The sequence below is a fragment of the Halopseudomonas sp. 4NH20-0008 genome, from assembly GCF_057548395.1.
In genome coordinates, this window is record NZ_BAAJMD010000007.1 from 42,002 (window position 1) to 54,550 (window position 12,549).

The window sequence follows — 12,549 nt, forward strand, 5'->3', positions numbered from 1 at the left end:
TGTACCACAGGTTAAAAACTGCTAGACTACGCGCCATTATCCAGAACGCCTGATCCTGATGGAGACCCCACCATGACTTTTGTTGTTACCGACAACTGCATCAAGTGCAAGTACACCGATTGCGTTGAGGTCTGCCCTGTCGACTGTTTCTACGAAGGCCCGAACTTCCTGGTCATTCACCCGGACGAATGCATTGACTGCGCACTCTGCGAGCCGGAATGCCCTGCCAATGCGATTTTCTCTGAAGATGAAGTGCCAGAGGATATGCAGGAGTTCACCGAGCTGAATGCCGAGCTGGCTGAAATCTGGCCAAACATCGCAGAAAAGAAAGATGCGCTGGAAGATGCCGAAGAGTGGGATGGCGTGCCGGACAAGCTGCAGTACCTCGAGCGCTAAAACCCAGTTACTGCTGTTAAAAAACCGGTCATACGACCGGTTTTTTTATTTACTCTGATCAGTCAGACAGCGAAAAACACTGCCTAACGACACGCATTATTACAACTTGGCCTTGAACTTTTCGCTTTGCCTTAATTTGCCATCATTATGATATTTAACCGAAAAAATCAGAAACAGGAGTTTGATTGACGGTTCGGGTGCAGATTTCTGATAGTGGTTAAGTTGCTTAACTTCATTCATTCACTCAGGAAAATCACATGAACAAAAAGGCCCTTGCACTGGCAGTTCTTGGAACCTCTTCTTTGATCATTGCCACGCCCGCACTCGCTCAGTTCGAGCTTCAGGGCGGCTGGACCCGAGTAGCACCACAGGATGTAACCAGCGACAACCTCAACCTGGATGGCGGCACACTACCCAGCAGTGTCGACGCTATCAGCGCCGACCAAAGTTACTTTATCGGTTTGGGCTATCATTTCAGCCCAAGCCTATCCGTGGTTGCAAGCTACACGACCGGGCTTGAGCATGACGTTAAAGAAAAAGGCTTGGGTTTAGGCAACGTTGGTTCATTTGATCTGGATGTTCTGACACTCGTTGGACAATACACCTTCAATACTGAAGGCAGCCTGCAACCCTATCTGCAGGCTGGCGCTATTCACGCCCGAGTTGATGGCGAGAAACCCAGTGCTGGTTTTGTCAGTAACGTCGGACCAGCAAGCCTGTCGATTGACAATGCCACAGGCTGGCTCGCCGGTGCCGGGTTACGCTACAAGCTGGCAGACGACTTCAATGTCTTTGGTGAGATCAACTATAGCGGTCTTGAAACCGACGCTGAGTACAATGTGGCAGGCGTAAGCCGTCTTACCGCTGATAGCGTCGAAGTTGACCCGATTGTGTATCGTATGGGGATTGGCTTTCGCTTCTGAAGCATGGGCGGGTCGTTGATGACGGCCCGCCTGTCAGACAGGTATTCTGCAGGCAAAAAAAGGGGCGGTATTACCCGCCCACTCTTCCGTCCATGTATGGCATCCGTGTCCAGTCATCCTGACTCAGCCTTCCTGACTTTCCCTGGCTCTGGAATCCTTCCTGAGCAGCGTTTTCCGTAACGCTTGGACACATCATATCCCGATACACTTCCTGCACAAGCCCACCCATACGGGTTATCCCTGCTACATATTCGTAAAATAATTCAACCTATACAAAGTGTTACCTTTTTTCCTCAGCCAAAGCATAGGTCCTGCGCACAACATAAAAGCAAATTGTCTTACAGCTGCTGTAGGCAATCGCTTACATTTCTCACACCCAATAAAAAACCCGGCACCTATCGGCGCCGGGTTTTTTGACTGCTATAGGCTGTAAAAAGCGATTACATCATGCCGCCCATGCCACCCATACCACCCATACCGCCCATGTCCGGCATGGCTGGCTTCTCTTCCGGCAGCTCGGCAATCATGGCTTCAGTGGTGATCATCAGACTGGCTACCGAGGCAGCCGCCTGCAGCGCGCTGCGAGTAACCTTGGCCGGATCGAGGATACCCATTTCGATCATATCGCCGTACTCACCAGTAGCGGCGTTGTAACCGTAGTTACCTGTGCCGGCCTTGACTTTGTCCAGCACCACGGAAGCCTCGTCACCGGCATTGGTAACGATCTGACGGAACGGCGACTCCACAGCACGACGCAGCAGGTTGATGCCGACAGTCTGGTCGTCATTGTCGCCAACCATACCGTCGATAGCCTGCAGAGCACGAACCAGGGCTACACCACCGCCAGGAACCACGCCTTCTTCAACCGCAGCGCGAGTCGCATGCAGGGCGTCTTCAACGCGGTGTTTCTTCTCTTTCATTTCCACTTCAGTCGCGGCACCGACCTTGATCACGGCAACACCGCCAGCCAGCTTGGCCAGACGTTCTTGCAGCTTCTCACGGTCGTAATCGGACGTGGTGTCTTCAACCTGCTTGCGAATCTGGCCAACGCGGGCTTCGATATCCATCTTGGCACCGGCACCATCGATAATGGTGGAGTTATCCTTGTTGATCTGCACGCTCTTGGCTTGACCCAAGTGTTCAAGACCAGCACTTTCCAGGCTCAGGCCCACTTCTTCGCTGATCACGGTACCGCCGGTGAGGATAGCGATGTCCTGCAGCATGGCCTTGCGACGATCACCAAAGCCCGGGGCCTTGACCGCAGCGACCTTGACGATACCACGCATGTTGTTGACCACCAGGGTAGCCAGGGCTTCGCCTTCAACGTCTTCAGCCACGATCATCAGCGGACGACCGGACTTGGCCACCGCTTCCAGCGTCGGCAGCATTTCGCGGATATTGGAAATTTTCTTGTCGACCAGCAGGATATAGGGGTTATCCAGCTCGGCAGACATGGTCTCGGGCTTGTTGACGAAGTAGGGAGACAGGTAGCCACGATCGAACTGCATGCCTTCTACGACGGACAGTTCGTTGTCCAGGCCGGAACCTTCTTCAACGGTGATAACGCCTTCCTTGCCTACGCGATCCATGGCTTCGGCAATGATCTTGCCGATGGACTCGTCGGAGTTGGCGGAGATGGTACCGACCTGGGCAATGGCCTTGGAGTCGGCACAGGGCTTGGCCAGTTTCTTGATCTCGGCAACGATGGCGGTAGTGGCCTTGTCGATGCCGCGTTTCAGATCCATCGGGTTCATGCCGGCAGCAACCGACTTCAGACCTTCGGTAACGATCGCCTGAGCCAGAACGGTAGCGGTAGTAGTACCGTCGCCGGCGTCATCGTTGGCGCGGGAAGCGACGTCCTTGACCAGCTGGGCGCCCATGTTTTCAAACTTGTCTTTCAGCTCGATTTCCTTGGCGACGGAAACGCCGTCCTTTGTAATCATCGGCGCGCCGTAGCTGCGCTCGATCAGTACGTTGCGGCCCTTTGGCCCCAGGGTCGCCTTGACCGCGTCAGCCAGGATGTTGACACCGGCGAGCATCTTGTTACGACCAGAAATACCAAATTTAACTTCTTTAGCAGCCATTTTCGCTTTCCTTCAATGAATTCGTTGAGTGCAGAGGGGGGTCAGCCGTTATCAGGCTTCCAGTACACCGTAGATTTCGGATTCGCTCATGATCAGCAGGTCTTCACCATCGATCTTGATAACACTGGGACCGCCGTAGCCAGCTGGGCCAAAGATAACTTTGTCACCTTCTTTTACACCCATAGCATGCACTTCACCGTTTTGGAGAAGACGACCGGTACCCACGGCAATAACCACACCGGTATTCGGCTTTTCTGCGGCAGAACCAGGCAGAACGATGCCACCAGCGGTTTTAGTTTCTTCTTCGCTGCGACGAACGACTACGCGGTCGTGTAACGGACGAATTTTCATCGTTATGAGTCTCCCAAAGTGAATGTCAAAGGCTGGCAGGCCAGCATTTCAAGTTGAATCGGACCTCGCGGTCCAAAGGACGCGCCAGGGGCAACGTCACTGTTCCGTTCAGCCCCGTCGTCGGGGCCTGTCAAAACTGGTGTTGGGTTAATGGGGTGAGCTCAGAGACATTTCAAGTCCCCCAATGAAGTTTTTTACTCGCGATCAATCCGCCGCTCGGGCTTTGCCGGGCCGTCTTCACCCGGCTGCCACTCACCCTCGATGATGTGATGGCCATCGCGGCTCCAGACAGTCGGGCCACCGGGTTCGCCAGGGGGGATATCGTTGCGGTGGCGCCAGGCCAGTAAAAGACAAGGCAGCGCCAACAGATCGGTGATCAGGCCGGGGAAAACCAGCAGCAAGCCAGCCAGAACGCCCCACATACCGGACTTCAATACGCCAAAGGGCGAGCGGTCCTCGGTCATGCGCTGTTGCAGTCGCTGCAACATGGCCCAGCCCTGACTCTTGATGATCAAAATCCCGAGTACGGCACTGAACAGCACCCATAGCAAGGTCATGCCGACGCCGGTGCGTTGGCCCAAGACAATCAGACTGGCCAGTTCAAGCAGAAGAAAAGCCAACAACAACAAACGTATAAAGGGCATGACGGCCTCATGAAATAAGCAATAGTCACTATGTGGGTTCGCCTGAGGGTCTTTTCAACCCTTGCCGACGGACGGTTAAGTCAAGCAATTAGCCGCTCACAACATCGGCGTAAGGTCAAAAGGTGACCATAAACAGGTTACGGGTATTCTAAAATTGCCGTGACTCGGGCATGCTTGCCGCCATTCTTTTTCATACCTGGCTTTGAGGAGTGCCAATCATGCAATTGAAAGACAGCGTAATCATCATCACTGGCGGTGGACAGGGTCTAGGCCGTGCCATGGCTGAGTATCTTGCTGCCAAGGGCGCCAAACTGGCGCTGGTCGACCTCAACCAGGATCGACTCGACGAAGCGGTTGCCGCGTGTGAAGCCGCCGGCAGTCAGGCCCGTTCCTATCTCTGCAACGTGGCCAACGAAGAGCAGGTCGAGACCATGGTCAATCAGGTTGCGGCTGACTTCGGTGCCATCCACGGCCTGATCAACAACGCCGGCATCCTGCGTGATGGCCTGCTGATCAAGAACAAGGACGGACAAATCCAGAAGATGGGCCTGGCACAGTGGCAATCGGTGATTGACGTCAACCTGACCGGCGTTTTCCTCTGTACCCGTGACGTGGCCGCAAAAATGATCGAGCTGGGCAACCAGGGCCTGATCATCAATATCTCGTCGATTTCCCGCGCCGGTAACATGGGCCAGTCCAATTACTCGGCAGCCAAGTCCGGCGTGGCCGCCTTGACTGTCGTCTGGGCCAAGGAACTGGCACGTTACGGTATTCGTGTTGCCGCCATTGCGCCTGGCTTTATCGAAACCGAGATGACCGCTGGCATGAAGCCCGAGGCGCTGGAAAAAATGACGGCGGGTATTCCGCTCAAGCGTATGGGCAAGCCGGACGAAATCGCCCATTCTGCTGCCTATCTGTTTGAAAACGACTATTACACTGGCCGCGTTCTGGAGCTGGATGGCGGTATCCGCATCTAAGGACGCGCGAGTTCCATCTCGACCAGCGGAGCGGTTGTTGAGCACGTTGGCCGAGCAGGAACTCGGCCGTTCCCAGGAGTGTGTCGCACTGACTCCGAGTCTGGCTCCTGGGAAGGTCGAGTTCCATCTCGACCAGCGGAGCAGTTGCCGAGTACGTTGGCTGCTACCAGTTCACGCCCAGACCGAGACGGTAGCGGGTGTCACTGACACTCTCCTGCTCGGTACTCTTCAGGTAATCCCATTCGCTGAGGAGACTGAGTGACGCCCAGCTGTTGAGCAAGTAGCGGAAACCAAGCTCGGCATCCACCACATAGTCCACTGCCGGATCGTCGGGAATAAGGGATTCAGCGCCGTGGAAAAACTCGAAACGCTTGCCGAACAGATAGCGCCGGAATTCCCACTCCAATCCCAGCGCATTGAAGTAATCGGTTGAGCCGTCGCGATTCTCGAACTCGAGGTAATCCAGTCGAGCAGAGGTTTCAAAACGGCCCAGGGCATTATTCCACCACTCATACCCCGGACCCATACCTATCTGCTTGCTGCGGGCAACGTCGCTCAGGTGATCGCGTTTATAACCCATGCTGGTCTGCCAGAACCAATGTTCATCAAAGAACCAACTCAGATCATAGTCTGCATTCCAAACGTGCCGGCTCTTGATATCGTCTCTGTAGTCACGCTCGAACTCGCCACCGAGTTGATGTCGCCAGTCGCCATGCCGTGCCTGGGTCGTGAAGGCCAGATCCAGATCGCGTTGTTCGGTGTCATTGTTCTTGATATCCAGTGCTGCCGAGGCCTTGCCCTCCCATACCCAGTCTTCGACCAAGGGTCTGGGTCTGAGCATCTGCTCGATACTGGAAATGTTCAGTGGCACAGCCTCTGGCGCACCATTGCGCAGCAAAACTTCACCTGCGACCTCCGAAGCCTCAACCGAAAGGGCACGATCGGCTTGACCTTCGACCTTTATAAACTGGGCATTGTCGGTTTCAAAGGTGCTGATATTCTGCACACTGACTGTGACACGCCCGGCCAACTCCGTCAGGATATGCAGCTTGCCACCTTCCAACAGCTCAATCTGACCGGTCAGGCGATCACCGTTTTTCAGCCAGAGGGTATCGGCCTGACTGGACACTGAGTACAACAGCATGAGAGAAACGCAGAGCAATACTCGGCATACAGACATCGGGAAACCTATTGGGAGAGACAGTGAAAAACGGCATTATCCATGACTGATCAGCCAATACCAGCCAAAGCCAATATGACGGCGGCGAGCCCGCCAGCAAAAGAACGCTTTTGGCAGGTGCTGGCAAGCATTCCTGAGGGCCGGGTTACCAGCTACGGGGTATTGGCCAAGCTCGCGGGCATGGGTCGCGGCGCGCGATTGGCAGGCCGCTGGTTGGGACAACTGCCACCCGATACCAGTCTGCCATGGCACCGTGTGCTAGCAAGCACCGGCTACCTGTCATTGCCCGAGGATAGCCCGTCAGGCCGGGAACAATATCGCCGTTTGCAGGCCGAAGGTGTCATTATCGAGGGCCATCGCGTTGACATGAAACGTTTTGCCTGGCCCGACCGCATAAACCAACAGGAAACACATGACTAGCAGTTCACAACAGGACTTGATCCAGCCCGCACATGAAGGACTGCGCGTCTACCGAAACCCTCGGGTCATCGGCATGTTGTTTCTCGGATTCTCCGCCGGCTTGCCGCTTCTCCTGGTCGGCGGCACCTTCAGTGCCTGGCTGCGTGATCTGGGTATCAACCTGGCGGCAATCGGCTTTCTCAGTTGGGTCGGCATCGCGCATTCGATCAAGGTACTGTGGGCGCCGATCGTCGATCGTGTCGACTTGCCTGTGCTTGGCCGCCTGCTGGGACGGCGGCGCAGCTGGATGTTACTGGCACAGTTGAGTATTGCCGCCTCGCTGTTCGGCATGGCCGTGACCGATCCGCGTGACAACCTGCAGCTGATTGTCATTTTCGCCGTGGTCACTGCCTTTGCATCGGCAACCCAGGATATTGCCATCGATGCCTACCGGGTTGAAGCTGAAGCCAAACATCGCCAGGCCGCCATGGCCGCCAACTATGTCACCGGCTACCGCGTAGCCATCCTGGCTGCAGGTGCCGGCGCACTGCACCTGGCAGCCCTTGCTCCGGATTTTTCCCCGTCCGGCGACAGCCTTGCCCAAGGCAGCGGCTCGCGAATTGGCACCTTTTTCCGGGTGGCATTGGATTCCTTCTACAGCCTGCTTTATGACTCCGGACTGATCACCGTTATCAACGGCTGGACTCTTGCTTATCTGTGCATGGCGCTGCTGATGCTGATCGGCATCATCACCACGCTATGCATTGCCGAACCCAAGGTCGCACTTCGTCAAGCGCGCGACCGATCGCATCTCGCCCCGGGCCGGCAGGCCGCCATCCGCGACTGGCTGACAGAGGTTTTCGTTGACCCTATCAGCGAGTTCTTCGGACGCTACGGCAAGGTGGCCTTGCTGATCCTGATGTTTATCGGCTGCTTCCGCCTGACTGATATCTTCATGGGCACCATGGCCAACCCCTTTTATCTGGATATTGGCTTCAGCAAACAGGAAATTGCCAATATTGCTGCTGCTTTCGGGCTGGGTATGACATTGCTGGGGGCTGCACTTGGAGGCCTGCTGGTGGCGCGCTTCGGTATTGCAGCGGTTCTGATGTTTACCGTTTTCATGGCACCAGCAACCAATTTGACCTTTGCCTGGCTGGCTTATATCGGACCCGAGACATACGGCCTGATCATGGCCATCATTGCTGATAACGTGACCGGCGGTCTGGCCATTGCGGTTTTCATTGCCTACCTGTCCAGCCTCACCAATACCGCCTACACCGCAACACAATATGCCCTGTTCAGCTCCTTGATGACCCTGCCCGGCCAGTTTGCCGCCGGCTTTACTGGCCTGTTGGCCGCCCATGTTGGCTGGATCAATTTCTTCCTGATCACCGGACTGACCGGAATCCCGGCCATCGTGCTGGCGTTCATGCTGCTGAAACTGGCACACCCAGACCGCCAGCAGCGGCCAGGTATTGATTGAGCCATGGGGAAGTCGGGGCTGCCGATGCAGCCCCGATAACATCGATCAGGCTTGCTCGGTCGCCGCGGGGGCAACCATGTGCAGCGTGCGCTGCGGGAAAGGAATCGTGATGCCGGCCTCATCAAAGCGCTCCTTGGCCAACTCCTGTACGTCCCAGAACACACCCCAGTAGTCTTCTGTCTTGGCCCACATGCGCAGGGACAGGTCAACCGAGCTCTCGCCCAGGCCGGCAAGCCAGACGACAGCTTCCGGGTCTTTCAGTACACGGGCATCAGCCTGCGCAATCCCCAGAAGAATCTCACGTGCCTGTTTGACGCTGTCACCGTAGTCGATACCGATATTGACATCCACGCGCCGGGTCGGCTGACGGGAATAATTGATGATATTGCCGTTCGACAGGCTGCCGTTGGGCACAATCACCGTCTTGTTATCCGGTGTTTTCAACACGGTATGAAAGATCGAAATGCTGTCTACCGTGCCTGCTACACCCTGAGCTTCAATGTACTCACCGGCCTTGAACGGCCGCAGAATGAGGATCAGCATGCCGCCGGCAAAGTTGGCCAGACTGCCCTGCAGGGCCAGACCTACAGCCAGACCTGCGGCACCGATCAAGGCTATAAAGGAGGTAGTTTCCACCCCGATCATGCCCGCCACGCTGACCAACAGCAGAACCTTGAGGCCCATGCCGATGATGGCGCCGATAAAGCCATGCAGCGTTCTGTCGACGTTACGTTTTTCCATCAACAGCAAAATGCCACGGGTAATCCGGCCAACAATCCACCAACCGACCAACAGGGTGACGATAGCCAATAATACCTGGCTGCCGTACTGCATTACCATCGGCATCCATTCGGCCTGAAGTTCACCGAGCTGTTGTGTTATTTCTTCCATGCCGTTTTCCTCGTATTGTCCGCGCGTCAATCACGGAAGTTATTGAATTGCAGAGGCATGTCGAGACTGGCTGAGCGTAATACGGCCATGGCCTCCTGCAGATCATCGCGTTTCTTGCCGGTTACGCGTACCTGCTCCCCTTGAATGGCTGCCTGAACCTTGAGCTTTGCGTCCTTGATCAGGGAGACGATTTTCTTCGCCAGCTCCTTGTCTATGCCTTCTTTCAGCAGCACATCCTGCTTGACCTGCTTGCCCGATGCAAAGGCCGGTTTGACCTCCAGGCACTGAATATCGATCTTGCGCTTGGCCAGACTGAGCTTGAGGATGTCGAGCATCTGCTCCAGCTGAAAGTCGGCATCGGCGGTAATATTGACCGTCAGATCCTTGTCCTTGAAAACGAAGTTACCCTTGCCACGCAAGTCATAGCGACGTTCAAGCTCTTTCATGGCGTTATCGACGGCGTTGGTTACTTCATGCTTGTCCAGTTCGGACACGACATCAAATGAAGGCATGCATTACCCCTACTAAACATCATTTATATGACATAAATTGCAAAAAAAGACTCAAGCTCGTGGCATTATAACGCGAATTGTTTAATTGATCGGAGCCTTGCCATGCCCAATCCGCAACTCAGCATCATGGTGGTGGATGACACCAAGTTCAGCAGTGCGGTCATAGGCCATAACCTGACAAGGGCAGGTTATGCCGATATCCGCTTTGCCAATACCGCCATGGATGCACTGGCCATGCATGAAGCTCGCCCCGCCAGCGTGATGGTCGCGGACTGGCTGATGCCTGAAATGGACGGACTGGAGTTGACCACGCGTGTACGTCAGGCAGACGAACAGAGCGGCCATTACACCTATGTGGTGCTGCTGACCGCACGCGAAGGTGACAATGTACTGAGCGAAGCATTCGATCGTGGTGTTGACGACTTCATCAGCAAATCCTCGATGAACGAGCAACTGCTGCCCCGCATCTACGCCGCCGACCGCATCTCCCAACTGATCAACCGCCTGCTGGACGAAAACCGCATGCTGGCGGACAACAATGCACAGCTGGAAGAACACAACCTGGTCGACAGCCTGACGGCCTTGGGCAACCGCCGCTATACCCTGCAACGTCTGGGTGAAGTGTTGCGCAATGTCGAGGCACGCGGTGGTATCTGCTGCGTTCTGGTGTTGGGCGTGCAAAACCTTGAAGAACTGACCTTGAAACTTGGCGAAAGCGTGCAGCAGGAATTGCTCAAGGGTATTGCCCGGCGCTTGCAGCAGTTGGTCAGACCGACCGATGTGATCGCCCGGGTTGGCAACAATACCTTTGCCATTGTGACCCTGGCCGACGACCCCAAGGACTGCAACCCAGCCAGCTTCAAACGGCTGCATGACGGCCTGAATCTCAAGGCGTTCAAGACCAGTGAAGGCTATCTGTCGGTGCGGGCCGGTATGGCCCTGTGCACGGTCGACAACAAGCACAACCTGCCGCAAGCGGGAGAGCTGTTGGACAAGGTTGAACGCCACCTGGCTGAAGCCTACGCCACCAGCCTGATCACCGAGGTTCGCTGGTCGCCCTCGCGCTGACATGCTGCATATTCTCGGTGCCGGCAGTCTCGGACTGCTGTGGGTAGCCCGGCTGATTCAGGCCGGACTGCCGGTTACCCTGCTGGTGCGTGATGCGGTCGCCCGACAGCATTGGCAACAGGCCGGCGATCAGATGACCCTTGAGCACCAGGGTAAATACCGCCATATCCCGGTTCGCGTCGAAACCCCAGACAGCCATGACAGCCCTATACAGCACCTGATAGTCGCGACCAAGTCGCATGCCAGCTTGTCGGCCGTCCAGCGCCTGAAACTCCGACTGCGCGCAGACGCCAGCGTCCTGTTACTGCAAAACGGATTGGGTAGCCAGCAGCAGATCAGCGCGTTGTTAAGCCAGCAGGTGCTGTATGCCAGCGTGACCGATGGTGCCTGGCGCCGTACCCCCTGCCATGTGGTCTGGGCCGGCAAGGGGGTAACCCAGATCGGGGACCCGCATGGCCTGCCTTGCCCCCATTGGCTCAACGCCCTGCCCGGCGACTGCATTGATTGGCAGTGGCAGGCCGATATCCTGCAAGTGCTATGGATCAAACTGGCGATCAACTGTGCCATCAATCCCTATACCGTCTTGCATGATTGCTGCAACGGCGATGTTCCGCTGCACGCCCAGGCAGAGCTACCGCTTCTGATCGGCGAGCTGCGGCAACTGCTGCGGGCGCAGAACCTGGAGATCGAGCAGGAGGCGTTGTCCGAGCGCATTAACGCTGTTATCCAGGCGACCGCCAATAACAGCTCGTCCATGCGCCAGGACATGCATGCCGGACGGCCTACCGAGATCGACTATATAACCGGCTTTGCTTGCAACAGCGCTATGGCGGCCGGCCTGCACCTAGCGACACTCAGGTCTTTGCATATTCGACTGAAGACACATCTGGCAACGCTTGGGCTTTATCAGCAGTAAGCCCGGCCTTTGCCCCTGAACGCTTTCAGGCTAGGCTTGCGCTCACTGCAAATTGTCATTTACCAACGAGGCGCAACATGGGCTACCGTCTGAGCAAACTCTATACCCGCACCGGCGACGATGGTGAAACCGGCCTGGCCGATGGCCGGCGGATCGGTAAGGATCATCCTCGCATCGAGGCCATGGGCAGCGTTGATGAATTGAACAGTCAATTAGGTGTACTCATTGCTGATCTGAAAGCTCAACAGCTGGATGAATTGGCTCTGGTTCTGGCACCGGTACAGCATCGGCTGTTTGATCTGGGTGGTGAGCTGGCAGTGCCAGGCTACGAGATCATTGAGGCCAGCGATGTCACCGAACTGGAGAACCTCATCGACCATTTCAATGCCAGTCTGGAACCGCTGAAGAACTTCATTCTGCCCGGCGGCTCACGCTGCGTGGCGGCAGCGCACCTGGCCCGCAGCATCTGCCGGCGCGCTGAACGACGCTATCTGACGCTGGCCAACCACGAAGCGGTCAACGAACAAGCACCGGTATACCTGAATCGCCTGTCTGATCTGCTGTTTGTCATGGCACGCGGTATTGCCCAGCGCGAAGGAACCCCCGAAGTACTCTGGGCGCCCAAACCCAAACCGGCAGAGTAAAGACATCGACCGTCGTTCAATCATGCTCTGGGAGCAGCCGAGTTTCACCTCAGCCAAGGTGCCCAACAACAGCGCCGC

The 12,549-nt window shown here is 56.0% G+C and carries 14 protein-coding genes; 8 read left to right on the plus strand and 6 right to left on the minus strand.

The genetic code is table 11. From position 1 onward, the window contains the following. Window positions 1-72: 72 nt before the first annotated feature. Both fdxA and AC27HQ_RS08610 read left to right on the plus strand, forming a co-directional pair. On the plus strand, window positions 73-396 hold the full coding sequence (fdxA, locus tag AC27HQ_RS08605) for a ferredoxin FdxA (protein ID WP_487155742.1): 324 nt from the start codon (window positions 73-75) through the stop codon (window positions 394-396). A 257-nt stretch (window positions 397-653) separates the two neighbouring features. After that, on the plus strand, window positions 654-1,319 hold the full coding sequence (locus AC27HQ_RS08610) for an OmpW/AlkL family protein (protein WP_487155743.1): 666 nt from the start codon (window positions 654-656) through the stop codon (window positions 1,317-1,319). Window positions 1,320-1,759: 440 nt separating this feature from the next. On the opposite strand, the gene groL is transcribed toward AC27HQ_RS08610, so the two are convergent. The 3 genes from groL to AC27HQ_RS08625 all read right to left on the minus strand — a co-directional run bounded on the left by groL (window position 1,760) and on the right by AC27HQ_RS08625 (window position 4,398). Then, window positions 1,760-3,403 carry a chaperonin GroEL gene (gene groL, locus AC27HQ_RS08615; protein WP_487155744.1) on the minus strand — a complete coding sequence of 548 codons (1,644 nt, stop codon included), beginning with the start codon at window positions 3,401-3,403 and terminating at the stop codon, window positions 1,760-1,762. A 51-nt stretch (window positions 3,404-3,454) separates the two neighbouring features. Further along, window positions 3,455-3,754 (minus strand): co-chaperone GroES, encoded by a 300-nt coding sequence (locus AC27HQ_RS08620; RefSeq protein WP_487155745.1) that lies wholly within the window; start codon window positions 3,752-3,754, stop codon window positions 3,455-3,457. A gap of 194 nt (window positions 3,755-3,948) precedes the next feature. Beyond that, window positions 3,949-4,398: an FxsA family protein gene (locus AC27HQ_RS08625; protein ID WP_487155746.1), complete on the minus strand. Its 450-nt coding sequence runs from the start codon at window positions 4,396-4,398 to the stop codon at window positions 3,949-3,951. Between the two features lie 218 nt (window positions 4,399-4,616). Between AC27HQ_RS08625 and AC27HQ_RS08630 the strand changes: the two genes are divergently transcribed. Beyond that, complete coding sequence (locus AC27HQ_RS08630; RefSeq protein ID WP_487155747.1) at window positions 4,617-5,375, plus strand: SDR family oxidoreductase; 759 nt, start codon at window positions 4,617-4,619, stop codon at window positions 5,373-5,375. A gap of 163 nt (window positions 5,376-5,538) precedes the next feature. Here AC27HQ_RS08630 and AC27HQ_RS08635 read toward each other — a convergent pair whose 3' ends face one another. Then, window positions 5,539-6,519, minus strand: a complete 981-nt coding sequence (locus AC27HQ_RS08635) for a DUF481 domain-containing protein (protein WP_487155748.1) — start codon at window positions 6,517-6,519, stop codon at window positions 5,539-5,541. A 78-nt stretch (window positions 6,520-6,597) separates the two neighbouring features. Between AC27HQ_RS08635 and AC27HQ_RS08640 the strand changes: the two genes are divergently transcribed. Together AC27HQ_RS08640 and AC27HQ_RS08645 are read left to right on the plus strand one after the other, a co-directional pair. Beyond that, complete coding sequence (locus tag AC27HQ_RS08640) at window positions 6,598-6,975, plus strand: MGMT family protein (protein ID WP_487155749.1); 378 nt, start codon at window positions 6,598-6,600, stop codon at window positions 6,973-6,975. Continuing rightward, complete coding sequence (locus AC27HQ_RS08645; RefSeq protein ID WP_487155750.1) at window positions 6,968-8,440, plus strand: AmpG family muropeptide MFS transporter; 1,473 nt, start codon at window positions 6,968-6,970, stop codon at window positions 8,438-8,440. Before AC27HQ_RS08640 ends, AC27HQ_RS08645 begins: the two co-directional genes overlap by 8 nt. 45 nt (window positions 8,441-8,485) lie before the next feature. On the opposite strand, the gene AC27HQ_RS08650 is transcribed toward AC27HQ_RS08645, so the two are convergent. Both AC27HQ_RS08650 and AC27HQ_RS08655 read right to left on the minus strand, forming a co-directional pair. After that, a complete protein-coding gene (locus tag AC27HQ_RS08650) occupies window positions 8,486-9,331 on the minus strand; it encodes a mechanosensitive ion channel family protein (RefSeq protein ID WP_487155751.1) in 846 nt (281 codons plus the stop codon). A 26-nt stretch (window positions 9,332-9,357) separates the two neighbouring features. Then, window positions 9,358-9,843, minus strand: a complete 486-nt coding sequence (locus AC27HQ_RS08655; protein WP_487155752.1) for a YajQ family cyclic di-GMP-binding protein — start codon at window positions 9,841-9,843, stop codon at window positions 9,358-9,360. Between the two features lie 102 nt (window positions 9,844-9,945). Between AC27HQ_RS08655 and AC27HQ_RS08660 the strand changes: the two genes are divergently transcribed. The 3 genes from AC27HQ_RS08660 to AC27HQ_RS08670 all read left to right on the plus strand — a co-directional run bounded on the left by AC27HQ_RS08660 (window position 9,946) and on the right by AC27HQ_RS08670 (window position 12,471). Then, entirely contained in the window at window positions 9,946-10,911 is a 966-nt protein-coding gene (locus AC27HQ_RS08660) for a GGDEF domain-containing response regulator (protein ID WP_487155753.1), read from the plus strand. 1 nt (window position 10,912) lies between these two features. Next, window positions 10,913-11,827 (plus strand): 2-dehydropantoate 2-reductase, encoded by a 915-nt coding sequence (locus tag AC27HQ_RS08665; protein ID WP_487155754.1) that lies wholly within the window; start codon window positions 10,913-10,915, stop codon window positions 11,825-11,827. Window positions 11,828-11,904: 77 nt separating this feature from the next. Next, entirely contained in the window at window positions 11,905-12,471 is a 567-nt protein-coding gene (locus AC27HQ_RS08670; protein WP_487155755.1) for a cob(I)yrinic acid a,c-diamide adenosyltransferase, read from the plus strand. Window positions 12,472-12,549 lie beyond the last annotated feature (78 nt).